This window comes from Vibrio sp. 1078-1 (genome assembly GCF_033340475.1).
This window is the reverse complement of the sequence record NZ_JAWOWM010000002.1, coordinates 52,829-78,160: the sequence shown is the minus strand read 5'-3', so window position 1 is coordinate 78,160 and position 25,332 is coordinate 52,829. Positions and strand designations below refer to the sequence as shown.

Sequence of the window (25,332 nt, the reverse complement as noted above, 5' to 3'; positions counted from 1 at the left end):
TTACTCAAGTCGGATAAATACAAAAAAGGACCGAATTCGGTCCTTTTTGTTTTTCGCATATTGTAAAACAATCCGCTATTTAGAACTCAGTACAGCCGCCGGATTCAACCTTGCGGCACGCGAAGCAGGATACCACGTCGCAAGTAAACTAAGCACTATCGCCGTCACTGACACCAATGCCACATCTGGCCAGTGTAGTTGTGATGGTAAGAAGTCGACGAAGTAAATATCACCCGATAAAAACTGATGACCAATTAAGCTCTCTAACCCTTTAATTAACGGAGTCAGGTTTAACGCCACTAAGACACCGATAACACTGCCGACGAGACTACCAAATACACCAGAGAATACACCTTGCCAAACAAAGATCCGTTTGATTAGGCTATCTTTTGCTCCCATTGTTCGCAAAATTGCAATTTCCGCCGCTCGGTCTTTCACTGCCATCATCAACGTAGACACAATATTAAAACATGCCACGCCAATCACCAGTACCATCACCAAGTACATAATGGTGCGCACGAGCTGAATATCGCGATACAAAAAACCAAACTTTTGCTGCCAGCTTTTCAAATACACGTAAACATCAACCATGCTACCAACCTCGCGAACAATAGAAGGCGCATTGAGAACATCGTCAGTTTTTAGTGAAATGCCTGTGACCCCTTCCCCTAACCTCGCGTATTGCTGCGCATCAGCTAATGGTACTAACGCTAGAGAGTGGTCGATTTGGCCATTCAACGTTAAGAACCCTGACACCTTCACGCGCACACGCTTAGGAGCCTGCACTTTATTTGCGCCGCCTGTTTGCGGAATCATTAACGTCACATAATCCCCCACGCCGACATTTAGCTCGTTTGCTACACCTCGGCCTAAGATCACTTGCTGCTGACCAGCATAAAAGTTTTGCCAAGCAGCTTGGTCAATAAAATTCGACAAACTCGACACCGCTTGCTCGAAAGTAGGCTCTACACCACGAACTTCTATCGCTTTTAGCTTACTGCCTTTTTCTGCCAAACCCGTAAAACGAACATACGGTGCTGCCGCAACAACATGTTCATGTTTTAGAGCTTGATTCATCGTTTTGGTGTAGTCCTGAAGTGGTCCATTAACACCTTCTAACTCGCCGTGTGGGATCACAGACAACACACGCGATTGCAGCTCGCGCTCAAAGCCATTCATTGCAGACAAACCGATAATGATCACAGCAACGCCAACCGCAATACCAATAGTCGAAGAAAGCGATATGAAAGACACCATCTTGTTGCGCTTTTTCGCTCGACTGAAGCGACCACCAATCATCAAAGCTAAAGAGGTAAACAAAACTAGCCCTCCGCAGATGCTGTATCAGTCACAAAACGATCTACGAGCAAACCATCTTGCATGTGCATTTGACGATCCATTTTTGCTGCCAGCTCTTTGTCATGCGTGACAACCAAAAATGCAATGTTTGACTCTTTATTGAGCTCGCGCATCAAATCATAGATAGACAGTGCCGTATTGTGATCTAAGTTCCCCGTAGGTTCATCAGCCAAGACCAGGTCAGGTTTATTCACCAATGCACGCGCAATCGCAACACGCTGACGCTCACCGCCCGATAACTCGGAGGGTCTATGTTGCATCCGATGACTCAAACCAACTTTATCTAACAGCGCTTTAGCCGCCTGTTTTGCATCCGCTACTTTAGCACCGCCAATCATCAGTGGCATCGCCACATTTTCAAGCGCAGTAAAGTCAGCCAACAAGTGATGAAACTGGTATACAAAACCAAGGTGCTTGTTGCGTAATGCCGCCTGTTTGTTCGAGCTCAAAGCTGATAGGTTTTGCCCTAGAAAATCAACTTCACCATGAGTTGCGTCATCTAACGCACCTAAAATATGCAATAAGGTACTTTTTCCCGAACCAGAAGAGCCAACAATAGAAACCAACTCCCCTTTGTCGATATCGAAACTTACGCCTTTCAACACTTCCGTATCTAACGAACCCTCTCGGTAGACTTTACGAATATCACGACATTCTAATAGCTTATTCATAGCGAAGTGCCTCAGCAGGTTTAACAGAAGATGCTCGATAAGAAGGATAAAGCGTAGCAGCAAGGCTAAGAGCAATCGCCAATACCACCACTAAAAGAATTTGCAGTGAATCAATCAAGATGGGTAGATGACCACCAAAGCTGAATAGCGCCACACCAGCAGATTCAAGAATCGCATTTAGATTAAGTGACAAGATCACGCCCGCAGCGCCACCAACAATCGCGCCAATTACACCACTGCTTGCACCTTGCACCATGAAAATGGTCATCACTTGAGATTGAGTCATGCCTTGAGTTTTCAATATTGCGACTTCTGATTGCTTCTCCATTACCACCATGATTAAAGCGGAGATAATATTGAATGCAGCGACACCCACAATTAGACCTAGCATAAGTCCCATCATGTTCTTTTCCATTTTCACCGCTTGGAAAAGCTCACCACGCTGTTCGCGCCAATCACTCCATTCCCATCCATCAGGCATGGGTTGGTCAGCAAAATCCGTCACCATAAATGGGTCAGAGAAAAAGACACGCCAACCAGAAACCGTGTCTTTAGGGAAACGCATCAGCTTAGATGCATCCGTCATGTTCACAATCATTAATTGACCATCAACGTCCGATCCCGTATTGAAAATGCCTGAGACAGTAAAGTTTCGCTGGCTAGGAATACGGCCAAGTGGGGTAAACTGCGTTGCGTTGGTCACCATCAAGCGCACTTTATCCCCGATTGAGACCTTTAGTGAACGCGCCAAACTGTGACCCAAAAATACATTGTAGTCACCTGCTTGAAGTGACGATAATCGTCCGGCAATCAAATGGTTGCTAATCGGATCGCCTTTCTTAGGTTCAATACCGATGAGGTAACCAGCCGTCAGCTGTGCAGAACTCTGAATAACAGCCTCTCCTCTAACGATAGGTTCCGGCTGAGATTCACTCGACATCGCTTGAACAAATGGAGGGGCAGACTCGGTCATAGGCGTTTTTCCATCGTGTTGCGAAACAACGGCATGAGGTAGCACACCTAAAATGCGTTCTTTTAACTGCGATTCAAACCCGTTCATCACAGAAAGAACCGTCACCAACGCCATTACACCGATCGTAATACCCGCCGTCGACATATAAGAAACAAATCGGCTGAACCTATCTCCAGAGCGTCCCCGAAGATACCTTAAGCCAATAAACAATGAGATAGGATGATACATATAAGACAAACCAACTGGTTGTTTTGATATAAAGCTTTAGCGGATTATCTTACCTTACTCTTCTCATTAAGAAGACAAGAGAATCGCTAAATTTGTCAACGACATGCAATAAGTCTGTATTTAGGGCAAAAAGTTCAAGGACAAACCGGCTAAACTTGATAACTTCATTCAGTTAGCGATAATCAGTGCCCTATTTCTCTTTGTTTGTTGAGTGAACAGGGAGCGCTCACTGGCAAAAGGATCGACTATATGACAGAGCAAGAATACTTTACCGTCCATCATAACCTCACCATCAACGTCGAAACGTTGAGTGCGGACTTTGCTTTGCCAGATGAAGAAACATTTGCCTCCGAAATTCCAGCACCATTTATTGTCGCCAGTGAATTTAGTCACTTAGATATGTTGGCAGACAACGCGCGTCTAGAGCTGAAAAACAAAGAGTTAAAGCATGTGATCAACTTGCTTGATACGCAAAACGCGAAACTTAACCTCTTGTTGAGCTTTATGCTTTCACAACAAGATGACGCCTCCATTCGATATCAAACGACGCAGTTTGGTGCTAGTCAACTCAGTTTCCGCTCAGATACAGCGTTAACTACTCAACAACTCGTTCGTGTTAAACTGTTCCTCGATCACCCTGCTGCGGCGATTTACTGTTACGCTCAAGTAGAAGAATGTGATGCTTCAGAGCAAGATTTCATTATCACGCTTAGATACAAGATGCTCCGAGAATCTGATCAAGATTTACTGATAAAGGCGGCACTGTATCAACAACAAAAACTTTTACGTCAGCGCTCGATGGAGCGAGATAAAAAATAATTCCTATGACAAAAGCAACGATTCTTTCCGTCACCAACCCTTCAGAGCGTGGCGACAAAAAACAGCTAGGTAATTTGCCGGGCGCAGCTCTACCTCTAGCCATTGCAGAGCTAGCCAAGCAGCATTCGAGTCACTCGCTACTCGTTGTGCCTGACCCGCAAATCGCTTTAAAGCTTCAGGCAGAGATTGAGCAATTCACCGACCAAACGGTAAGCCTGTTCCCCGACTGGGAAACGCTGCCTTACGATAACTTTTCTCCGCATCAAGAAATCATCTCTGAACGTATCGCACGCCTATACCAACTGCCAAGTCAACGTGATGGCATAACCATCGTCCCGGTCAGTACAGTATTGCAACGCCAATCGCCACGTGATTTTCTGTTGCAACACACTTTAATGGTGAAAACTGGTGATCGGCTCTCGCTAGAGAAGTTACGTGTACAACTTGAAAATTCTGGCTACCGCCATGTAGATCAAGTATTTGGACCAGGTGAATATGCAAGTCGTGGGTCTATTCTGGATCTCTTTCCTATGGGCAGCAATGACCCGTACCGCATCGACTTCTTTGATGATGAAATAGATACCATTCGCACGTTTGATCCAGAGAACCAACGCTCTATCGACGATATTCAGCAAATCCAATTGCTGCCTGCACATGAGTTCCCAACCACTAAAGAAGCGATTGAAGATTTCCGTACACGTTGGCGCACCCAGTTCGACGCACGCCGCGAGCCTGAATCAATCTACATGCAAGTGACCAAAGGCACGTGGCCCGCTGGTATTGAGTATTGGCAGCCGCTGTTTTTTGACCATACCGAGACTTTATTTGAATATTTGCCAGAAGACTCTCAAGTCATCACATATGGTGATATCGAATCTGCGGTCGATACTTTCTTAACCGATGTCGAATATCGATACGACCAGAAAAAAGTTGATCCGTTGCGTCCTCTTTTGACTCCTGAACAGCTTTGGTTGAAAAAAGACGAACTTTTCAGTCAACTAAAACAGCTCCCTATCGCTCAATTGAGCCTAGATAAAGTGGTTAAGCGTGCCGGTCGTCAAAACCTACCCGTACAATCGTTAGCCGAGCTTGGCGTTCAGCAACAAAATAAAGAGCCGCTCTCGCGCCTTCGTCAGTTTAGTGAGCAATTCAGCGGAAAAATCGTTTTCTCGGTAGAGTCAGAAGGTCGTCGTGAAGCACTAACGGAGCTGTTGCAAGGCATCAAAGTTCGGCCAGTCGTACATGGCTCACTTTACCAAGCTCTAGACTCGGGTGATCGATTCAGCTTGGTCTTAGGCGCAGCAGAGCATGGTTTCATTCACGAAGATCTGAACTTCGCTCTGATCTGTGAAAGTGATCTACTCGGTGACCGTGTTATCCAGCGACGCCGCAAAGATAAAAAAGCCGTCAACAGTGACACCGTTATTCGCCACCTTGCCGAACTAAAACCCGGCCAACCTGTGGTTCATATTGATCACGGTATTGGCCGCTACATCGGTTTACAAACACTTGAAGCCGGTGGTATGAAAACGGAATACGTCACCCTTGAGTATCAAAACGATGCCAAGCTCTACGTGCCAGTTTCATCACTGAATCTTATCAGCCGTTATTCTGGCGGCGCTGAAGAGAGTGCGCCACTGCATAAATTAGGTGGTGAAGCGTGGGCAAAAGCACGTCGTAAAGCGGCAGAAAAAGTGCGTGACGTCGCGGCAGAATTGCTGGATGTGTATGCAAAACGAGAATTAAAACCGGGCTTCAAATTTGAGCTAGATCGTGGGCAATACGCAACATTTAAAGCAACATTCCCGTTTGAAGAAACAGATGACCAAGCGATGGCCATCAATGCCGTATTGTCAGACATGTGCCAGGCAAAAGCAATGGATCGCTTAGTATGTGGTGACGTGGGCTTTGGTAAAACGGAAGTCGCTATGCGCGCAGCATTTGTCGCAACGGATAACAGTAAACAGGTCGCCGTACTCGTACCAACAACCTTGCTTGCTCAGCAGCATTTCGAAAACTTCCGTGACCGTTTTGCCAACTTACCAATCCGAGTTGAAGTACTGTCTCGTTTTAAATCTGCCAAAGAACAAAAAGTCATTCTGCAAGACGTTGCCGATGGTAAAGTAGACATTGTCGTTGGTACGCATAAGCTGCTTTCGAGCGACATTAAATTCAAAGATTTAGGTTTGTTGATCGTTGATGAGGAACACCGCTTCGGGGTTCGTCAAAAAGAAAAAGTCAAAGCAATGCGTGCGGATGTGGACATTCTTACCCTCACCGCAACACCAATTCCACGCACACTGAATATGGCAATGAGTGGCATGCGAGACCTGTCGATCATCGCGACACCTCCTGCACGCCGTTTAGCCATTAAAACCTTTGTTCGACAAAAAGAAGAGCCAGTGGTCCGTGAAGCGGTACTGCGTGAAATTATGCGTGGTGGTCAGGTTTACTTCCTGCACAATCAGGTTGAAACCATTGAAAAAACGGCAGAAGACTTACAGAAGCTCATCCCAGAGGCACGTATTACCGTGGCTCATGGTCAAATGCGCGAGCGCGAACTTGAGCGAATCATGAATGACTTCTACCATCAGCGCTTTAATGTGTTGGTGTGTACAACCATCATCGAAACCGGTATCGACGTACCAACGGCGAATACCATAATCATGGATCGTGCGGACAATCTTGGCTTGGCGCAGTTGCATCAATTACGTGGCCGTGTTGGACGTTCGCACCATCAAGCCTATGCTTACTTATTAACGCCACATCCAAAAGCCATGACCAAAGATGCCATCAAGCGTCTTGATGCGATTGCTTCACTGGAAGACTTAGGTGCTGGCTTTACGTTAGCAACCCACGATTTAGAAATCCGTGGTGCTGGTGAGCTGCTTGGTGATGAGCAAAGTGGGCAAATTCAATCCGTTGGTTTTACACTTTATATGGAAATGCTGGAACAAGCAGTGCAAGCATTAAAAGAAGGCAAGGAGCCATCTTTGGATGAGCTGCTTCGTGAGCAAACTGAAGTGGAAATGCGAATCCCAGCGCTCTTACCAGATGATTACATTCCGGATGTAAACACACGACTGTCGATGTACAAACGCATTGCGAGTGTCACAAGCAGTGATGAACTATCAGAGCTAAAAGTGGAACTGATTGATCGCTTTGGTTTGCTTCCAGACGCAACAAAGAACTTACTTGCCGTCTCAGAATTGAAAATTTCGGCTGGTAGTTTAAAAGCGAAAAAGATAGAAGCCCATGATAAAGGTGGATTTATCGAGTTTTACCCTGATGCTGACATAAATCCAGCGTATTTAGTTAAACTGCTGCAATCACAGCCGCAAAAATTTGCAATGGAAGGTCCAACTAAGTTCAAGTTTAGCGTACCATTGGTGGACCGACGTAAACGCATTCAGTTTGTTCAAGACTTACTGAATGATTTTAAACAGAATTTATTACCAACGAGCTAATAGTCGAATGAGAATACTGATCCCGTTATTGCTTCTATGTGTCTCAATGCCCTCTTGGGCACAGCGCCAATTTGATATTGAAGTGATCATTTTCAAGCGAGCAGTCGACGCTGAAAGCACAACAGAATCTTGGCCGAATCAACTGCCAAAAATCGATATGGAAAATGTCGGTAGCCTAGAGAGTGAATCCTACCGCCGCTCTAAAGGCGTGACACTTTTGCCAAGTTCTTCTTTCCGTCTCAACGCGCAAGAAGCGGCACTAAATAATCATGCCGGCTTTAAAGTGCTTAAACACGTAGCCTGGCGTCAAGGTGACCGAGGTAAATCTAGCGCCCCAATTTTCCGCATCGTTGGCGGGCGAGATTTCTCTGATTCTTATCAAGCAGATGGCCGCCCAATCAATGGCAATCAAACATTTTCCAGCGACGGTTACAGTGAAGAGACGGTCAATGGCCCTTTATATGAACTAGATGGTCGATTCCAAATATACGTACAGCATTACCTCTTCGCCGAAACAACACTAGATCTGCGCGAACCAAGTGTTAGAGAGGTGCGTTTTGAACCAACCTCAACTGAGCAATTGGCGGATGACTTAGGTGAAGTAGATGGTAACGTCCAAGTAGGTAACTTGGCAGAAATATCGCCGACAGTAACCGAAGAGAAATTCCTGAAGAGTTATCGAATGGATCAAAAACGTCGTATGCGTAGCAGCGAGACTCATTACCTAGATAACCCGTTGATGGGTATGATCATTCAAGTTCGTCGGGTTCGATAAGCACGAGCGGTTCGACAAAGCGCAGCAAAGCTGCGCTTTGTTTTTATCTGCTATACCTCAGTTATTCCTAACCAACGCAGAGCAAGGAAAATAGCTGCGTTCAAGTATAAATAGACAGCTTTCAATTTACTTACACTCAACATGGAAGTCGTATTAGTTCATGAGTCCAGACTTTGAAATCATTGCGCCCCGCTTAGCGCTCAAGCTCATCCCTGCTGAAGAAGCACATTCACTACAACGATTACTTGCAGAATCCCCTTCGCTGCACCAATGGCTTGACTGGTGTGATAAAAACGTCACATTGAAAACCGCGCAGGACTTTCTGTTGGCAACCCGTCTTAACTGGGTCAAAACTGAGGCTTTTGGTTTCGGTATCTATGAGCGGCAAAGTAACACTTTGGTTGGAATGGCAGCGGTTAATGAGTTATATCATACGTTTAATATGGCGAGTATTGGTTACTGGGTTGCCGACCGCTATCAACGGCAAGGCTATGCCCAAGAAGCCGTTAAAGCCTTAGCAGAATTCTGCTTCGCAAAGCTAAGTTTAACTCGACTAGAGATTGTTTGTGACCCCGACAACGAAGCTAGCCAAGCCTTAATTGAGTCCGTCGGTGCACAAAAAGAAGCCATCGCCAGAAACCGGTTTATTTTTCAGGGTAAGCCTAAAGATGGCGTTGTGTTCTCACTTTTACCGACAGATCTAACATAAACAAAAAGCCACCGACTTGCGGTGGCTTCTGCATTTTTTAAGATACAACACATCCACACAGAGTGGATTTAAAACCTTAGTGCAGCTTAAGGTTTGGACGCAGCACGCGATTAATGCGGCCGACGAGCATCATCAGACCGGTTTTGAATACACCATGCAACGCCATTAGGTGCATGCGATACAATGAGATGTAAACGACACGAGCAATACGGCCTTCTACCATCATCGACCCTTTAGTTAGGTTCCCCATCAGACTACCAACGGTTGAGAAGCGACTTAGAGACACTAATGAACCGTGATCTTTATATACATAGTCTTTCAACTCGCGCCCGTTGATCTTCGCGACGATGTTACTAAATGCCTGGCTTGCCATTTGGTGTGCAGCTTGAGCGCGTGGCGGCACGAACGAACCGTCAGACTGGGTGCATTGTGCTAAGTCACCAATAACAAAGATGTCATCATCTCGTGTTGTCTGTAGTGTGTTTTTCACTACAAGCTGATTGATACGGTTCGTTTCTAAGCCAGCGATATCTTTAATAAAGTCTGGAGCTTTGATACCTGCAGCCCAAACCATGATTTGAGCTGGGATTTTCTCACCATCTTTTGTAGTAAGGCCATCTTTTTCAGCTTTAGTCACCATAGTGGCGGTGCGCACGTTTACGCCCAACTTCACCAACTCTTGATGAGCAGCAGAAGAAATACGTGGAGGTAACGCTGGTAAAATACGCTCACCTGCTTCAATCAGATTGACGTTCAACTTGCTAGAATCAAGATCACCGAAGCCATAAGTGCGCAGCTCTTTAACAGCATTATGTAACTCAGCTGATAGTTCAACGCCAGTTGCACCAGCACCAACAATCGCAATATCGACCGTACCGTTACCGTTTTTCGCGTGCAGCTTTAGGAACTCGTTGTTCATTTCTGTACGGAAACGGTGTGCTTGCTCAGGGCTGTCTAGGAAAATACAGTTTTCACGAACGCCAGGCGTGTTGAAGTCGTTTGATGTCGAGCCAATTGCCATCACTAGAATGTCGTATTCTAGCTCACGGCTTGGCATAAGAAGTTCACCGTGTTCGTCTTTAAGCTCACTTAAGATGATAACTTTACGTTCACGGTCGATGTCTTGAAGGCTACCCATTTGGAAGTCGAAGCTGTGGTTTTTTGCATGAGCTCGGTAGCTCAGTGCATCTACTCCTTCGTCCAAAGAACCTGTAGCAACCTCATGCAATAATGGCTTCCACAAGTGGCTCGCTTTTCGATCGACTAGCGTAATTTGCGCACGGTTTTTGCGACCTAGAGTTCGACCAAGCTTAGTTGCCAACTCAAGACCACCTGCACCGCCGCCTACAACGATAATGCGTGTCACAATGATTTTCCTCTACAAAAATGAATATATGGGGTTCAGCTCGATGCATGACTCACAAACATTTGCGGCATCCATCCAACCGATGAATTCTTGGTTCTTAGAGGTGTCTCAATTACTTGGATTAAAAAACTGCCACTCACTTTGATTCTTTATCTATCAATGACTTGTCAGGGTTTGGCACGTTTATCTGGTACGCATACGACGCCAGAATTTTTGGGCAAGTTTATTACTCGCTCTCAATTTTTTTTGATATTTATCAAATTATTTTAGTCCGGTTCATTATATAGAGACCAACTTTGAAGGCAACCAAAATCCGTGTAACGAGTACGGATTGACTACTTTTCGACTACTCTACAACAAGGTGTTCGTGCTACATAGGAGGGAAGTAAGAAAACGGTAAGGAGAACACAATATTCAAAGCGTTAAACCAAGAAAATGTGCCTTTCAAAGAGACAGTGGCTCGGCATACTCAAGAGAAGGAATCGCAGCAAAGCAGCCGATAAAAACGCCGCTTTACTGTCTACACTCAACATTAATAAGTATTTTTAAATGCCTTTATCGCTTGTAAATGATGAGAGATTTTTTTGAACTTATGAGACTGAGTTTCATCCCAAATGATTTGATAGTGTTTTTCTAGCTCAGCTGCCGTTTTCGAGTTGTCATGCACTTCATCATCTTTAGAGAGAATCACTAAGCAGTGAGCTTGATTTTTCGCTCGGAACTGATCAACACATTTTGTTGCGATATCTTCGTACTCTTCTGGGCGATCGATTCGACCAGCCATCGTTTTTTCTGGGTGCAAGTTCGGGTTGAACATCACTTGCTTGATACCGCATAGAAAACCAATTCGCTCAGACCAGTAACCACCTAAACCAACCCCACAGATTAACGGGTTTGGGTCATCAGATTGATCGATAACTTTAGACACTTCTTTTAACAAGTGTTGCATGTCGTGCTTTGGGTGAAGGGTGCTGTAATTGATAAAACGAACGTCGTCGTCGATAAATTGCAGTTGAAGAACTTTTTCGTGGTTACCCGGGCTTGTACTGTCAAAGCCGTGTAAGTAAATAATCATGTGTACCTCTCCCTGTGTGTATCTGGTACTTTTATTAAAACTACCACTATTTCCTTACTGTTAAAGGGGAAAATATCACGAGTTCTCAAAACAGTGATCTTCCATACACAATGAGCCTTTCAACTCATACGCACTGTTTAAGTATTGTTCAGTTCCCCACAATTTATAGGCAAGTAGATACCAGAGCATCGCCATCACCAAGGTTCTTGGTTGCCAAGCGTGTACACCTCTCAGCCAAAGAGACACATCTTCGATACCTCGAATTTGGCAATACTGCTTTACCGCTTCTTCCACAGGCGCATTCGCGACCTGAATAGTTAAGGTCAAATCTAGCCTAGGGTCAGCAATCCCGGCATACTCCCAATCAATGACTTTCACCCCACTCTCCCCTCGCACTAGGTTGTAACACCCCAGATCGAAGTGACATAGGGCAAGCGGAACAGGTGCAACGTTCGGTTCCGTACGCCACTTCATGTACAAAGCCTCAAACTCCGTACCCACATACTGACCATCAAGCTCAAGCCAATAATGATCGATGCGAGAAATATATGAAAATGGAACCAAAGGAATTGCGCTTATCGGATATTGATGAATCTTCGCCGCAATGGATAATAAATTGCTTAGTGCTAAGCCTGACTCCGTCAGAGCCTCTCCTTCTATCCATTCCACCAGCAACCCTTGCTCATGAATAAAAACTGGCTTGGGGCCAATTTCCAATGAAGAGACTGCATTCAGCACTTGATATTCACTGTGACGAGAAATTGAAAAAGCCTTGCAGACATGACTGGTCGGTCGCCAGATGTATGCAAGGCCTTGAGAAGATTCCAACCGCCAACAGCGGTTGGTTAGCCCCCCGGTAACAGTTTGTACTTTTACCGGAGGCTCCGTAAAGAAGCCATCGAGAGCATTAAGACTCGGATCTAACTGTTTTGCTTGTTGCCAAGAAAACCATGCCATTGATGACTTCTCCACCCTGTTCGATTAAAGACCGAATAGGCTCTTAGATTGCGCTTTACGAATTTCAGTTTCATCCGCCCACTCAATCAAACCTGTTTCTAGGTCCATTAGGCGCATGGTCATCTTGTAGTATACATCTTTATCGCTACCTGCATTTTTCACAATGCTAGATAGGTTGCCGTAAAGCATGTATTGAGCACCAACCATTTTACCAAATTGGATAGCTGTGCTTTGGTTAACAAGCTCATCCGTGTTTTGGAAGTTAAGTTGTTCACGCACAGACTCAACACGATCCATATCAACAAAACGGAACTTACCTGAGTTCAACATCTTAGTAGAGATCGTGTCAGTAATGGATTCAGTGTCAATATGTTCACTGGTTTTGTTCTTAATTCGCTCAACAAAAACGATAGGACGTTGGTCACGAGTAATTGCTGCTACAGAGCCCGACATCATCATGCTATCCACCATTTCAGCCGCGATTTTTTGTAAATCTGTTGAGCCAAAATCGATAGTCGTGGTTTCTGTTGCTTGCGCATCGCCGTAAGAGACTTTGTTAGAACAGCCACCTAAAATGACGGCAAGACCTAAAAGAGCAATAATACTTTTTTTCATGAGAGTTCCTTAGTTTTTCAATACCAGCGCATCGTTAGCGCGGCAGCTTCGGCAGAGCCGTTAAGATTAATCGTCTTGTGCTTCTCTAATTTGCACACGGAATTTTGTGCCATTTGGATTCACAGTAACTTCAGATAACGTGACTTGCTCAAATCCTCGCACAATCATTTTTCGCCACGGACCAGGTTTGGTATTCACTTCTAAACCATTGTTGTCATACCAATAAAATCGGTAAAGAATGTGCTGATCACCTTTGTAATTGCTACTCAGCAGCACGACTCCTCGTGGGCGATCATCAACGTAAGTGGTGGTGATGTTGTCAACTAATAAGCGACTACCTAAAACGTTATCATTAAAAAATACTTTTTGCGTTTGGCCATCAATTCGAATACCAGCCGTGTTTTCGGCGCATCCAACTAAACCAATAGCCATTGCTAAACAAACAAGCCATGCTTTCATTACAGTCTCCCTAGCTGTTTATGCCACACGGTTGAGTGTGCTCCCTGACGAGATACCCATACCAATGTAGTCTGCTGTGCAGGCACTTCAAACTGATAGGTTTGATCACCCAAGTTTAAACTTTGTGTTCCCGGTTTCACGATTTTTGAAGCCGTTTTCACTTGCGCTGGCAATGTTTGCCAACTTCTTGTATCTGGCTGTTCGGTCAATGTGTTCCATACATTGAAAAGTATGTTGCCCACATCATCGCCTTTTTTCGCCGCCTCTTTTCGGATTCGATCTTTTGCCCAAACACGAAGAGCTTGACGGATCACTATTGTAGTAAGACGTTCATTAAGATCGTTTTGCGCCATCGCATTAACATCAGTCAGCGTACTGGAAGGCAATACCTGACCATTTAAAACAACATCGCTAAAACGTTGAGCACCTCGGTTCTGATAATAAGGAAGCGCCAACGAATAAATCGCGCCATTATCGCGACTGTCGTAAATCGGTAAATCAATACGCCACCCTTTCATCGCCTCAACAACACCCTGCTCATCAATAACGATGACTCGCCCTTGTGACTGAGTTAATCCAGAAGGTGCTTTGCCATACCGCTTCTCTAGCATGCGCAAGTCTTCACGCATGCCCAGCTTCTTAGCAGCGTATAAGGTACTTTCCACAACTTGCTTGTTGTCTGGCATTACAGCGAGTGCTCGTCGGTAATCAACATAAGCACTGTTTAAGTCTCGCGACGCTTCATATAACAAGCCAGAAAGATAGAACAGATAACCATTTTGTACCGCGCTTAGTTTTTTACCAGCATCAGGGTAGTTCGCTAACACACTGCCTAAATTGGCAGACATGCCTTGCTTGTTAAGGTCTTTCTCTGCTGCTTTTAGCTCTTTTTCACGCGCCTTTCTTGCTGCTTCCTGAACTTGATTAGCTCGACGCACTTCAACTAGTGCCCCTTCTAAATCGTTTTTCTGTAAGTAATTTAGTCCTAGATACAGGTGCAAAAAGCCAAGTTCGTAATCGGCGGGATGATAGTCTTGGAGATTGTCGTTCACTGCGAGAGAGCCGACGCTCGTTGCCGTGTCTGACACAGATATCGTCGCACGATCTTGTTGAACACGTACAGCACGATCGCTGCTTTCTAGCGCATTTAAACTTGTTGGGTAATCTTCAGCAAGAAAAGAGATACGACCTTTTTCAAAATTGCCAAGTATCTCGCCACCCACTTCACTTGATTGAAGTTGTTTTGCTTTGGCATATTCCCCTGCAACAACGGCTTGATAAACTTCTTGATTCTGGTTGCTGTAATGGCTAAACAGATTGCCCGCAGATAAATTCGCGCAGCCAGAGGCCATTAAAGCCCAGCTCATCAGCCCTAACAGCTTTACACCTAGTTTCACATTTATCTCCACAAATGTGTCATTCGACAGGAAAAAGAAGTGGGTGAATCGCCACCCACTTTTAAAAGCTTAGCTCAATACCATTGGACCTAGAGGGCGGCCGCCTAGTAGGTGCATGTGAATATGGTAAACCTCTTGGCCACCATGTGGATTACAATTAACGATTAGGCGATAGCCGTCTTCAGCAATACCTTCTTCTTTCGCTAACTTTCTAGCAACAGTGAACAAACGCCCCATCATTGCTTCATCTTCAGCTTCTACATCATTCGTTGTTGGGATCAGTTTATTCGGAATAATGAGAATATGGCTTGGTGTGCGAGGGTTAATGTCGCGAAACGCAGTCACCAAATCATCTTGATAAAGGATATCGGCAGGGATTTCCTTGCGAATAATTTTACTAAAGATCGTTTCTTCCGCCATGAGGACTCCATTTTATAAACGTAATTAGACCCCAATTAGTATGCGCCAACCAAAAGCGGAGCTCAATAAAAACAGTGTTCACTTAACATTATTAATCAAATGCTAATTAACGAGGCTTTTTTTGTCGTGTGCGTCATAAAATGCGCGTCACAAACTGAATACAATCCAATGAATTTTGTTACTTTTTTAAGACAATTATTATTTTTATACCCAAGTAAACTCAAAAATGCTTGGGTAGCTTGTCTATTTTTGGGAGAGGAAACTCACTTATGCGAGGTTCAGTTATTAAAAGGATGTATGCCGGCTTTGCACTGATCATCATCCTATTTGCCGTCACAATTGCCATTATGATGGGAGGAATGAGTGATATTCACGGAAAATTTGGCACGGTATCTAAATCATCCCTACCGTTGGTATCGTTATCTAATCAAACCAGTGTTGAGCTGCTTTCTGCCGACAAATCATTTAAAGACTTCCTGACAACAGAGAATAAACAACGCATGGATGAAATGCGTCAGGAATTTGCTAGATCTCAACAGCGCTTCGAATCCACATTGGCTCAACTGAAAACCGCAAGCCAAATCTACCCTTCTCTTGCCGAACCGTTTTCACAGTTAAAAACGTTAGAGCAGAGCTATTTTACAGAAGCTCTAGAGGCCATGGACAACTACGAAGCAATGTTCGCGGCTCAAGAAGAAGTGCAAAAATCCTCACGCCGCTTCCAAAAACTGAATACCGAACTTTCGGTTGGTCTTAAAGAATATGTGGCAGATCAAACCAGCATTTCTGTCAAAGTCATGGCAAAGAGCTACTTTATCAAGTTAAAAGATGCCGAAGTAATTACCTCTGATGCCCTCGCCAGTTCCAACCCTGAGTTTGTTACGCAAGCCGTAGCTAAAAACCGCAAAGCAGTAACGCACTTGAATTACGCATTCCGCGGGTTGGTGACTCAGCTTCCTGAGCTAGAAAAAGCATTTGGCGAATCTGTAGAGCAATTTACTCGTGACGTCGGTATGCGTGGCGGTGTGCTAGACCAACATAATAATTACCTCAATGCTCGCGCCGCTTTGTATAACAATATCGCCAACCTAGCAAATAAAGTGGATTCAACCATGGCGATTCTTGAGCAATTTACGACAACCGCAACAGATAAGCTCAATGAATCATTGGCAGATGCAGGTGACATATATTCGGCCGGTGTAACGAAAGCCATCATCATTGGCGTCATTGTCGTTTTACTCGCGACAGCGATTGGCTACCACATCGCACAAAGCGTTCGCGAGCCGTTGACTCGTATTCTAAAAGTGTTAGAAGGCCTGACTGAAGGTGATATGACACAGCGTATCGATATTCGCTATAACAACGAATTCAGCCGTGTGAGTGGACACATTAACTCACTCGCCGACAACCTTCACGAGATCTTGGTGAAACTCAACGAAGCGTCAGAAAACCTATCGTCAACCGCGACAACCAACGAACGCACCTCTTCGCAAGCACAAATTAAATTGAGCTCTCAACGCGAACAAACGGCAAACGTCGCTACCGCGATGACAGAAATGTCTCATTCAGTGCAGGAAGTCGCGCAAAGTGCGCAAGGCTCGCTAGAAATGGTGCAACGCGTCGAATCTGCCTCTGAAGAAGGCAGAAATGTTATGAGCAGTAACATCTCAACCATTAATCAACTAGAAACACGTTTGAACGAATCGGTCTCCGCAGTTTCTGAGCTACAAAAGATGAGTGGTCAAATTGGGTCTATCCTTGATGTGATCCGCAACATTGCGGAGCAAACCAACCTACTGGCATTGAACGCGGCAATTGAAGCGGCTCGCGCTGGTGAACAAGGTCGCGGCTTCGCGGTAGTGGCAGATGAAGTACGAGTACTCGCATCAAGAACGACTCAATCAACCACTGAAATTGAATCCATGATCAGTAATCTGCAATCTAGCTCACAATCGGCAAACCAAGTCATACAAAGCTGTATGAGCGATATGGAGATGTCGGTTGAGCAAGCGTCAAAAGCGAACAGCTCAATGGAAGAGATCCAGGCGCTAATCATTGAGATCAGCCAAATGAGTACGCACATTTCACAAGCAGCAGCAGAGCAAAGTGAAACATCAACAGACATTGCTCGCAGCATCGAAGATATCAACAGCATCGCCGATGAAAGTTTCCAAGCCATGTCGAGTATCGCACAAACCAGTGAATCACTGACCCACTTGGCTCATCAGCAAAATGAATTGGTCCACCGCTTTAAGTTATAAATACTTTATAATTAAGAGCATTAATTAGTGCAATCAACTGTATAAGGGCGACTTTTTGTTAAGTCGCCCTTGTTTTTTGTCGGCCATGTCTACATATGATTAATAAGGCCAGCTCATCCCCTTGCACAACTCTTTTCGAGCGGCCTCATAAAAAGGAAAATCTATGGCTGTTCATGTTGGTATTATCGACCAAGACCCAGTGAGATTGGTCACTCCTCTATTAGATAATCGTACGCTAAGCACACATATCGTCTTCATCGGAGACAAGAGCCAGTTAGATATATTTGACCGACTGAGTGCCGTTTTAGCTCAACGAGAAATTACTTCTGAATTTTTTGAAATTCCATCCGCTGTTAATACATCTCTGATCAAACAAGCAATTCAAAAACTGGCAAAAGACCTTCATGAACGCGGCGAAGATGTAAAATTGAACGCGAGCTGTGGTCTTCGTCATCGCTTGTTGTCGGTGTACGAAGTTTTCCGTACCTATCGCTGGCCAATTTTTGTGGTTGAGCCTAGTAGCGATAAGCTTTGTTGGTTATACCCTGATGGCAAAGAAGATACCCAAGTCGAAGATCACATTACGATTGCAGATTACCTCACTATCTTTGGTGCACGCGGCGAGTTTCACCACGTTGATTTACCACCTCTTCTTGATAAAAAATTGTATGAACTTGGTGAACGATGGGCCTCAAATGCGCTTGAGCTTGGGCCAGGTCTAGCAACACTTAACTACCTTGCAACCACATGCCGCAAAGAACAAAAGCTTGATGTCGAGCTCTCCGAAAAACAGCAGGGCTACCGTGAGCTCAACATGTTGCTTTCAGATTTAGTAGAAGCAGAAATCGCCACCTATGAGAATGGCGTTTTAACGTTTGCAGATGAAGATGCTCGACGCTTTTCAAACGGTGAGTGGTTAGAAACTTTGGTTCACAGCACCGTGAAGCAAATCCAAGACACCATGCCGACGATCCAAGATCGATCGTTAAATGTTCAGGTTTATCGTAAACTTGGTGAAAGTGAAGTACGCAATGAGTTAGATGTCGCAACAGTTGTAAACAACAAGCTGCACATCATCGAGTGCAAAACCAAAGGCATGAGAGATGACGGCGACGATACTTTATATAAGTTAGAATCGCTTCGCGATCTATTAGGTGGCTTGCAAGCGCGCGCAATGTTGGTGAGCTTCCGTCCTCTTCGTCACAATGACATTACTCGTGCTGAAGACTTAGGGCTAGCCCTGATTGGCCCTGATGAGCTTAAAGATTTAAGAACGCACTTAACGGCTTGGTTTAAAGACGCGGGCGGTTCAGACGAGATATAGTGCCATTAAGAAAAGCTAAAATTCACAACGATAAAAAGCAGCATTAATGCTGCTTTTTTTATACCTAAATTTTAGCTGTACGCATTTCTATAAGTAGAAAAAAACCAGAGGTTAGCCTCTGGTTTTTTCTGTTTGTTTAAATGCCAACTATAGAGGCTTAAAGCATTTTACGCGCTGCTTCTACAACCACTTTAATTGAACGCGCTTCCGTTTCTTTCAGAGTTGAATGATCTGGAATCTCTTTTTGTGTACGGTTGATGATAACACCAGCCACACAACCCGCTTTTAAACCAGAGCTCGCACACATTGTTAGCAGTGTTGCAGACTCCATCTCGAAGTTAAGTACGCCCATGTCTTGCCATTCTTGCATAGAGCCTTGGAAACGCTTAACAACACGACCAGAGAACGTATCGTAACGTTCTTGACCAGGGTAGAACGTGTCGCTTGATGCAGTCACACCCATGTGAACTGTAGCGCCAGACTCTTCTACCGCTGCTTTCATTGCGGTTGCTACTTCAAAGTCAGCAACTGCTGGGAATTCCATAGGAGCAAAGTGTAGGCTCGCACCGTCAAGACGAACTGACCCCGTCGTTACGATCATGTCACCCACGTTTACATGTGGTTGAATTGCACCCGTTGTACCAACACGTAGGAAAGTACGAACACCAAGCTGTGCCAATTCCTCAACTGCGATAGAGGTAGAAGGACCACCAATACCTGTAGAACAAACCACAACAGGTTTACCGTCTAGCTCTGCACGGTATAGCGTGTATTCACGATGGCTTGCTAGAAATACTGGATTTTCCATTTGTTCTGCGATTTTTTGAACACGCGCTGGGTCACCAGGAATGATCGCTAGAGTCGCACCATTAAGATCAGCTTCAGTAACACCTAAATGGAATACAGCTTGAGACATAAGTCGCTCCTTATTGTGGCTTATTTTATGAACAATAAGCTCATTAATCAGTTATTGGGTACAGATGCACTGTAGCGAACCTTTCACCAACATAGAGTGATCACAATCACAATGACAAAATGTAATGAAAATGAAATTTCAAACAAAACTGGTATTGATCACACTTTAAGGGGCGTTAGATCATTTTGTTGCATAGCAATGCGTGATTTCAAGGACGAGAAAAACGTCTGATCGCATCAGGTGAATACGGTTAAAAAAAGCCCGGTACACGAATGCCTCGGGCTATTAATGAGTGGGATTAATGGTTAGGTCAGTTATTTGATCTGCTTGGACTCAAAACGAAGTAATCTCAACGCATTCAATGTCACCAGTGCTGTTGCACCACTGTCGGCTAATACAGCAACCCACAACCCAGTAACACCAAGTAAACTTGTCACTAAGAATACACCTTTCAAACCTAGCGCTAACGCGACATTCTGACGAATGTTACTTAGCGTCGCACGCGACAGTTCTATCATGGCAGGTAGCTCAATCAAACGGTTGTGTGTTAACGCCGCATCAGCAGTCTCGAGCGCAACATCCGTACCGCCTCCCATCGCAATGCCGATACTCGAAGCTTTCATGGCTGGAGCATCATTGATACCGTCTCCCACCATAGCAACGGTATGTTGTTGTGATAGCTTCTCGACGTAATGCACCTTGTCTGCAGGTAACAAACTCGCTTTATAATCCAAGCCTATTCTATTTGCCATTGCTTCTGCACTTCTCGGGTTGTCACCCGTTAGCATCACCGACGTGACCCCAAGTTCCTTCAACATTGCGATGGCTTGCTGGGCATCTGAGCGCAATGTATCTTGCCATGCGATCACGCCAATGACCTCGTCATCGAAACGCACAATGACAACCGTTTTACCTTGTTGTTCCAACGTAACCACTTGCTCTTTGGCTTCTTGAGAAAGTGGAAAGTCTGCCTTTGAAGGCGTGACCACTTGGACCATTTTTCCATCGACGTAACCTGTGACACCAGAGCCTACTTGCGCGGTTTTATCCAACGCTTCAGGAATAGTAAGCCCCTGCTCTTGCACTTTGGTAACTAAAGAAACCGCTAGAGGATGACTTGAACCAACCTCGATTGACGCAGTTAGGCTAAGTAACTTGTCTTCATCCATATCAAAAGCAAAGACATCAGTCACTTCTGGTTTACCTTGCGTCAGTGTCCCAGTTTTATCAAATGCGACAGACTCAACCTTGCCAAGCAACTCAAGCGCCGCACCACCTTTGATCAATGCGCCCCGCTTAGCAGCTGCCGCCAAGCCAGAAGTGATCGCCGCAGGCGTTGAAATGACTAATGCACATGGACAAGCAATCAACAGCAGGGCGAGTCCTCGATAGATCCACGTTTCCCACGGTTGGGCAAATAGTAATGGCGGCGTAACGATAACCATCAGAGACACCAGCATCATTAGCGGCGTATACCAACGGCTAAATTTATCAAGAAAGCGTTCTAATGGTGCCTTACGAGATTCGGCTTCTTCAATCAAATGAAGAATTCGGTCTATCGCATTCTCGCCCTGACGGGAAGTCACCTGTAAGCGAACCACTTTATCGACAACCACAGCCCCGGCCATCACTTTGCCACCGGTTTGATGTTCAACGGGAACAGATTCTCCCGTTAACGCACTTTCGTCAAAACTCGCAAGCGCATCTTGCAAAACACCGTCGGCAGGCAAACGACCTCCAGGTGCGACTTCTATGATATCCCCTGGTTTAAGCTGAGCAGCTGGTACTTCTTTACGCTCTCCATCAATAATTAAAATTGAATTTTCTGGGACTAAGTCCATTAACGCCTGGACACCGCTTCGCGCGCGAGATGATGCATATGCTTCTAACTTTTCACCAATAAGGAAAAGCAATAACACCATTGCGGCTTCGGCGGTTTCACCTAAATATAAAGCGCCGAGCGCCGCTACACTCATTAACGTTTCAATCGCAAAAGGCGTACCGCTACGCGCCAACTTAAATGCTTTGAGCGCGATTGGGTATAAACCAAGTAAACACGTCAAAGTGAATAACCAAGCGCTTATTTGAGGGTCGATCTTAGAAATTACTGCCGCAGTAGCCATTGCACCAGCAATCGAGAGAATTTGGATGTTGTCTCTTATGACGCCAAGCCAGCCTTTCTTTGTAGTGCTTGGTTTTGGAGCATCAAGTGAAGAGAGCGGGAAACCCGTTTTTTGGGCTGTCTGCTCTATCGTAGCTATCAGCTCTAGACCATCAAAATCGACGACCAGTTTTTCTGTTGCAAACAAAACCTTGGCTTGGCTGACGCCTTGTAAAGACGTAATGGCTTTCTCAAGCTTTTGCGCACAAGATGGGCAATCCATACCTGACACAAGCCAAGCGTTCCGAACGGAGGAATTACTCTCCCTTGTGGGATCGTCTTCCTCGCCTGTGTCAACGCTGCAGCCTCCTCCACTACAGCAAGAGCTTTCAGAAACATCAACACTGGCCTGAGAGATATTGAGCGAAGATTTTACTGGCGCACAGCATGACTCGCTTGCACCAAGCGGCACCGCAGTTTTGATTTTGCTAGATTGGCAACCTTGATGTTTTGTACACATAATTTTTTCCTTATTGGTATCGGTGATTTACCTATTGCTAAGGATAAACCTTAGAGTAAGCTCCAAGGTCAAGATAAATTTGTACAGTTCGGCGATAGAAAATAAAAAAGACGCCGAAGCGTCTTTCCAAACCAGTTTAAAAGCAATATTCCGTAAAGTTTAAACAGAGAGGTTAAACGGGATGCTTAAAGCACTCATTTAATGTCATTCCTATGGCACGCAGCACGTCTCTTCTTGTGATAACACCAACCAACTTACCTTTGCCATCCACCACTGGATACATTTTCGGCTTTCCAACTTTCATCATGTCAGCCAGTTCAATTACTGACATTTCTGGAGAAACAGATAAGACATCATCATGCATACACTCTTGTACCGTATGTGTATCTTGGCAGTGATAACTTGCTTTCACCAACTTATCTAATAAGTCTTGCTCCGATAAAAACCCAACCACTTTTTCATTTTCATCAATGACAGGGCCACCTAGTGTGACACTTTGCATTACTTTGTTTAAAGCTGCCGAAAGTGACATATCTTTCGTGAAAGTCACCGCTTGCAACGTCATGTAATCTTTTACTTTTAATGAATGCATTCTTATCTCCTTAAGGGCATTTTATTGCGGCCTTTAGATAAGTGTCGCCTAATTTCCTGATTTTACTAAATGGAAAGGAGTAATTTTATTTATAGGCACAGCCTATTGAACTAAAACAAAATTAACTCACCGAACAACATTCACTGTATTTCGTTAAACGCAAGATTCAGCCAGGCTGATTTTTCTAGGCAATAAATACAACAAAGCCAGTCAAATTGACTGGCTTTGTTATTAAGTAATTGTTGCGTTAGCTATGTTGGCGGCGCATGTTGTCTAAAATAATGCCAGTCGCCATCGCGACATTCAGTGATTCGGCACCGCCAAACGCCGGAATCGTGATTTTATCTGTCACGAATTTTGCTGCGGCTTCGCGCACACCATGAGATTCGCTGCCCATCAACAAAATACCTTCAGCAGCGAAATCCGTTTTATGAACGCTCTCTCCTTCCAAAAACGCGCCATATACTGGCAATTTGGCGTGTTCCAAGTAACTTGGCAAATCCACCAAACTCACTTGTACGCGGCCAAAGCTGCCCATGGTCGCACTGATCGTTTTAGGATTATAAGGATCAGCACAATCTGTACTCGCAATAATGTGCTTGATGCCATACCAGTCTGCAACACGAATAATCGTACCTAGATTACCAGGGTCGGATACACCATCTAGCGCAATCATCAAGCCTTTCGCTTGAGGCTCTTTTACACTCGGAATTTCAACCACAGCAATGGCCGCATTATTGCTCACAAGCGTGCTCGCTTTGGTCAATTCATCAAGCGATGCTTCAACACAATCAAAACGATTTAGCGTACCAGCATTTTGTTCGAGAAATGCCGCTGTTGCAAAAACCTGCTTCACCTTCAATGAACTACTTGCTAGCTCTAGTACGTTCTTTTCACCCTGAACTAGGAATAAGCCATGCGCTTTACGCTGTTTCTTTTGACCTAAAGCACGAAGCAGTTTTAATTGGTTTTTTGAAATCATTAAAGTATCCCAGGTGAAAATGGTTATTCGGCGAGCGTACCCTAAACAATCTTCACGACAGTTCGGTATCAAGCGGATGAGATTATAAATTATACCTAAATAACCTCAAGAAGCTTGATCATCAGAAGACGTTGAACACCAAGCGTAGCCAAAATAAAAGGAGGCTCAAAAACGAAAAAAGCCCTGCGATAACGCAGGGCTTTCAAAGTGATGCCTGCAATATATGATCGCATATCACGAACATGATTTCAAATAGTTACAAAACAACTTGCAGCAAAAGTTCGCATAAAATTGCATCAAAAGTCTGCATATTTGACCAACGACTTAAAGGTAACGTTGTAAAATTACCACATTCCTATCAGTCCCTCGAGAAACATATGATCCTTGGGTCGACAATGTTTTTATTGAGCGATTATGGCGAAGTCTGAAACTTAAAAGCTTACAGCACGCCCCATAAAGTGGAACTTGAAATCGGGCACTACATCGTGTTTTATAATGAGGAGCTTAATCATCAGGAACTCAATAACCTCATCCCTGATAAAGTCTACTTTGGCAGACAGAGATTTGCTGCTGAGCAGGATCAATCGCCTAAGGTATTGGCTTATGTGTCCAACCATTAGGCTCCACTTTTCTAATCTGTTCATAAAAATAAATTTTGTGTATGCGTAAAGATAATTTATACACCTTTGATAGCTGGCCTGTAGGTACACCAGAACGCTTAATACATGGCTATTGGGAGTTGGGCATGATGAGGTTTCACACATTTGCTAGTGAATGCGGTAAAGAGCTTCAAGATACGTACAACCGCACTAACCATGGACTAGGTGCTAATGTTGTGTACATAGACCTAACGTCAATGGGAGATGGGTATCGATACAAGTCAGAAATCTTAGATATTATTCGAAGTCATCAGCAAACATGGGTGTGGTTCGTAGGCTGTAGGGCGCTATTGGAGGACTCATTGGCGGGTTGGTTACGCTCTGTTTTAACGACATACGACCTAGACCACGTTCGAGTTGCTTTTGTGCTTGATAGCCGTGAGCAGTTCAACCATATCTTTCAGGATTATTCAGCTCCGTTCTATCAATCGACCACAGCTCTAGATTTCTCAAAGAACAGCTAGGCTTACCCTTAGTAACTATTAAATGTTTACTCCACTCTTTAGCTAGTTCGTATAAACCCAGCCCTAAATTATCCAATCTAAGTGACTGCAACGTAGCTTTTGCGCTGATACCATCGCTAAATCTAACTTTTGTTGTTTGTTTTTCGGTCGGGTGACAGTTCAAACAAATAAGTAGTTGATAGACTTGGGGCAAAGACAAGTTAGCGCTAGCCGTCCTCGTCCT

21 protein-coding genes and 1 pseudogene are annotated in these 25,332 nt (G+C 44.6%); 8 read left to right on the top strand and 14 right to left on the bottom strand.

The annotated features are described in order from the left end of the window. Nucleotides 1-75 precede the first annotated feature (75 nt). Genes lolE through lolC form a run of 3 tightly spaced genes read right to left on the bottom strand, consistent with a single transcriptional unit; the run spans nucleotide 76 to nucleotide 3,231 of the window. Nucleotides 76-1,320 carry a lipoprotein-releasing ABC transporter permease subunit LolE gene (lolE, locus tag R7190_RS04300; RefSeq protein WP_186584400.1) on the bottom strand — a complete coding sequence of 415 codons (1,245 nt, stop codon included), beginning with the start codon at nucleotides 1,318-1,320 and terminating at the stop codon, nucleotides 76-78. A 2-nt stretch (nucleotides 1,321-1,322) separates the two neighbouring features. Then, the gene (gene lolD / locus R7190_RS04295) at nucleotides 1,323-2,030 is read right to left on the bottom strand and encodes a lipoprotein-releasing ABC transporter ATP-binding protein LolD (RefSeq protein ID WP_005378457.1); all 708 of its coding nucleotides are present in this window, start codon (nucleotides 2,028-2,030) and stop codon (nucleotides 1,323-1,325) included. Continuing rightward, entirely contained in the window at nucleotides 2,023-3,231 is a 1,209-nt protein-coding gene (lolC, locus tag R7190_RS04290; RefSeq protein ID WP_031778997.1) for a lipoprotein-releasing ABC transporter permease subunit LolC, read from the bottom strand. The genes lolD and lolC overlap by 8 nt, the downstream gene beginning before the upstream one ends. A gap of 249 nt (nucleotides 3,232-3,480) precedes the next feature. Here lolC and R7190_RS04285 point away from each other — a divergent pair, with 249 nt between their 5' ends. The 4 genes from R7190_RS04285 (at nucleotide 3,481) to R7190_RS04270 (ending at nucleotide 9,001) form a co-directional block, all read left to right on the top strand. Then, nucleotides 3,481-4,050: a hypothetical protein gene (locus R7190_RS04285; protein WP_017634743.1), complete on the top strand. Its 570-nt coding sequence runs from the start codon at nucleotides 3,481-3,483 to the stop codon at nucleotides 4,048-4,050. Between the two features lie 5 nt (nucleotides 4,051-4,055). Further along, entirely contained in the window at nucleotides 4,056-7,517 is a 3,462-nt protein-coding gene (gene mfd, locus R7190_RS04280) for a transcription-repair coupling factor (protein WP_053303252.1), read from the top strand. 7 nt (nucleotides 7,518-7,524) lie between these two features. Continuing rightward, nucleotides 7,525-8,292 (top strand): peptidoglycan binding protein CsiV, encoded by a 768-nt coding sequence (locus R7190_RS04275; RefSeq protein WP_021707672.1) that lies wholly within the window; start codon nucleotides 7,525-7,527, stop codon nucleotides 8,290-8,292. 160 nt (nucleotides 8,293-8,452) lie between these two features. Further along, entirely contained in the window at nucleotides 8,453-9,001 is a 549-nt protein-coding gene (locus R7190_RS04270) for a GNAT family N-acetyltransferase (RefSeq protein WP_005387823.1), read from the top strand. A 76-nt stretch (nucleotides 9,002-9,077) separates the two neighbouring features. Here the strand turns inward: R7190_RS04270 and R7190_RS04265 are convergent, their stop codons facing one another. From R7190_RS04265 to hinT, 7 genes are all read right to left on the bottom strand, one after another. After that, nucleotides 9,078-10,367 (bottom strand): NAD(P)/FAD-dependent oxidoreductase, encoded by a 1,290-nt coding sequence (locus tag R7190_RS04265; RefSeq protein WP_005378463.1) that lies wholly within the window; start codon nucleotides 10,365-10,367, stop codon nucleotides 9,078-9,080. Nucleotides 10,368-10,899: 532 nt separating this feature from the next. Beyond that, nucleotides 10,900-11,442, bottom strand: a complete 543-nt coding sequence (gene ycfP, locus R7190_RS04260) for an alpha/beta hydrolase YcfP (protein ID WP_005378464.1) — start codon at nucleotides 11,440-11,442, stop codon at nucleotides 10,900-10,902. Nucleotides 11,443-11,517: 75 nt separating this feature from the next. Beyond that, nucleotides 11,518-12,399 carry a thiamine kinase gene (gene thiK / locus R7190_RS04255; RefSeq protein WP_186584402.1) on the bottom strand — a complete coding sequence of 294 codons (882 nt, stop codon included), beginning with the start codon at nucleotides 12,397-12,399 and terminating at the stop codon, nucleotides 11,518-11,520. Nucleotides 12,400-12,423: 24 nt separating this feature from the next. Next, nucleotides 12,424-13,014, bottom strand: coding sequence for a penicillin-binding protein activator LpoB (lpoB, locus tag R7190_RS04250; protein ID WP_005378467.1), 591 nt, complete (start codon nucleotides 13,012-13,014; stop codon nucleotides 12,424-12,426). 66 nt (nucleotides 13,015-13,080) lie between these two features. Further along, nucleotides 13,081-13,473: a YcfL family protein gene (locus R7190_RS04245; RefSeq protein WP_064353738.1), complete on the bottom strand. Its 393-nt coding sequence runs from the start codon at nucleotides 13,471-13,473 to the stop codon at nucleotides 13,081-13,083. Then, nucleotides 13,473-14,870, bottom strand: a complete 1,398-nt coding sequence (locus tag R7190_RS04240; RefSeq protein WP_025766940.1) for a COG3014 family protein — start codon at nucleotides 14,868-14,870, stop codon at nucleotides 13,473-13,475. Before R7190_RS04240 ends, R7190_RS04245 begins: the two co-directional genes overlap by 1 nt. A 69-nt stretch (nucleotides 14,871-14,939) precedes the next feature. Next, on the bottom strand, nucleotides 14,940-15,290 hold the full coding sequence (gene hinT, locus R7190_RS04235; protein WP_005378473.1) for a purine nucleoside phosphoramidase: 351 nt from the start codon (nucleotides 15,288-15,290) through the stop codon (nucleotides 14,940-14,942). Between the two features lie 269 nt (nucleotides 15,291-15,559). Here hinT and R7190_RS04230 point away from each other — a divergent pair, with 269 nt between their 5' ends. After that, nucleotides 15,560-17,551, top strand: coding sequence for a methyl-accepting chemotaxis protein (locus R7190_RS04230; RefSeq protein ID WP_086046599.1), 1,992 nt, complete (start codon nucleotides 15,560-15,562; stop codon nucleotides 17,549-17,551). Nucleotides 17,552-17,714: 163 nt separating this feature from the next. Further along, the gene (locus R7190_RS04225; RefSeq protein WP_064353735.1) at nucleotides 17,715-18,875 is read left to right on the top strand and encodes a DUF1887 family protein; all 1,161 of its coding nucleotides are present in this window, start codon (nucleotides 17,715-17,717) and stop codon (nucleotides 18,873-18,875) included. Nucleotides 18,876-19,032: 157 nt separating this feature from the next. On the opposite strand, the gene udp is transcribed toward R7190_RS04225, so the two are convergent. The 4 genes from udp to R7190_RS04205 all read right to left on the bottom strand — a co-directional run bounded on the left by udp (nucleotide 19,033) and on the right by R7190_RS04205 (nucleotide 23,986). Continuing rightward, nucleotides 19,033-19,791, bottom strand: a complete 759-nt coding sequence (gene udp / locus R7190_RS04220) for a uridine phosphorylase (protein ID WP_005378479.1) — start codon at nucleotides 19,789-19,791, stop codon at nucleotides 19,033-19,035. Nucleotides 19,792-20,105: 314 nt separating this feature from the next. Then, nucleotides 20,106-22,412, bottom strand: coding sequence for a zinc/cadmium/mercury/lead-transporting ATPase (locus R7190_RS04215; RefSeq protein WP_186584403.1), 2,307 nt, complete (start codon nucleotides 22,410-22,412; stop codon nucleotides 20,106-20,108). A gap of 172 nt (nucleotides 22,413-22,584) precedes the next feature. After that, nucleotides 22,585-23,004 carry a CBS domain-containing protein gene (locus R7190_RS04210; protein WP_005378483.1) on the bottom strand — a complete coding sequence of 140 codons (420 nt, stop codon included), beginning with the start codon at nucleotides 23,002-23,004 and terminating at the stop codon, nucleotides 22,585-22,587. Nucleotides 23,005-23,251: 247 nt separating this feature from the next. Next, on the bottom strand, nucleotides 23,252-23,986 hold the full coding sequence (locus R7190_RS04205; protein WP_005378485.1) for an RNA methyltransferase: 735 nt from the start codon (nucleotides 23,984-23,986) through the stop codon (nucleotides 23,252-23,254). Between the two features lie 385 nt (nucleotides 23,987-24,371). Here R7190_RS04205 and R7190_RS04200 point away from each other — a divergent pair. Together R7190_RS04200 and R7190_RS04195 are read left to right on the top strand one after the other, a co-directional pair. After that, nucleotides 24,372-24,606 (top strand): annotated as a pseudogene (locus R7190_RS04200) (IS3 family transposase); the annotation flags it as partial. Between the two features lie 41 nt (nucleotides 24,607-24,647). After that, nucleotides 24,648-25,109, top strand: coding sequence for a hypothetical protein (locus R7190_RS04195; protein WP_005378489.1), 462 nt, complete (start codon nucleotides 24,648-24,650; stop codon nucleotides 25,107-25,109). Nucleotides 25,110-25,332: the final 223 nt, after the last annotated feature.

Excerpts from the sequence above, each read along its gene's own strand:
- lolD (WP_005378457.1), bottom strand. The coding sequence starts at position 2,030 with ATGAATAAGCTATTAGAATGTCGTGATATTCGTAAAGTCTACCGAGAG.
- lolC (WP_031778997.1), bottom strand. The coding sequence starts at position 3,231 with ATGTATCATCCTATCTCATTGTTTATTGGCTTAAGGTATCTTCGGGGA.
- R7190_RS04285 (WP_017634743.1), top strand. The coding sequence starts at position 3,481 with ATGACAGAGCAAGAATACTTTACCGTCCATCATAACCTCACCATCAAC.
- mfd (WP_053303252.1), top strand. The coding sequence starts at position 4,056 with ATGACAAAAGCAACGATTCTTTCCGTCACCAACCCTTCAGAGCGTGGC.
- R7190_RS04275 (WP_021707672.1), top strand. The coding sequence starts at position 7,525 with ATGAGAATACTGATCCCGTTATTGCTTCTATGTGTCTCAATGCCCTCT.
- R7190_RS04270 (WP_005387823.1), top strand. The coding sequence starts at position 8,453 with ATGAGTCCAGACTTTGAAATCATTGCGCCCCGCTTAGCGCTCAAGCTC.
- ycfP (WP_005378464.1), bottom strand. The coding sequence starts at position 11,442 with ATGATTATTTACTTACACGGCTTTGACAGTACAAGCCCGGGTAACCAC.
- thiK (WP_186584402.1), bottom strand. The coding sequence starts at position 12,399 with ATGGCATGGTTTTCTTGGCAACAAGCAAAACAGTTAGATCCGAGTCTT.
- lpoB (WP_005378467.1), bottom strand. The coding sequence starts at position 13,014 with ATGAAAAAAAGTATTATTGCTCTTTTAGGTCTTGCCGTCATTTTAGGT.
- R7190_RS04245 (WP_064353738.1), bottom strand. The coding sequence starts at position 13,473 with ATGAAAGCATGGCTTGTTTGTTTAGCAATGGCTATTGGTTTAGTTGGA.
- hinT (WP_005378473.1), bottom strand. The coding sequence starts at position 15,290 with ATGGCGGAAGAAACGATCTTTAGTAAAATTATTCGCAAGGAAATCCCT.
- R7190_RS04230 (WP_086046599.1), top strand. The coding sequence starts at position 15,560 with ATGCGAGGTTCAGTTATTAAAAGGATGTATGCCGGCTTTGCACTGATC.
- R7190_RS04225 (WP_064353735.1), top strand. The coding sequence starts at position 17,715 with ATGGCTGTTCATGTTGGTATTATCGACCAAGACCCAGTGAGATTGGTC.
- udp (WP_005378479.1), bottom strand. The coding sequence starts at position 19,791 with ATGTCTCAAGCTGTATTCCATTTAGGTGTTACTGAAGCTGATCTTAAT.
- R7190_RS04215 (WP_186584403.1), bottom strand. The coding sequence starts at position 22,412 with ATGTGTACAAAACATCAAGGTTGCCAATCTAGCAAAATCAAAACTGCG.
- R7190_RS04210 (WP_005378483.1), bottom strand. The coding sequence starts at position 23,004 with ATGCATTCATTAAAAGTAAAAGATTACATGACGTTGCAAGCGGTGACT.
- R7190_RS04205 (WP_005378485.1), bottom strand. The coding sequence starts at position 23,986 with ATGATTTCAAAAAACCAATTAAAACTGCTTCGTGCTTTAGGTCAAAAG.
- R7190_RS04195 (WP_005378489.1), top strand. The coding sequence starts at position 24,648 with ATGCGTAAAGATAATTTATACACCTTTGATAGCTGGCCTGTAGGTACA.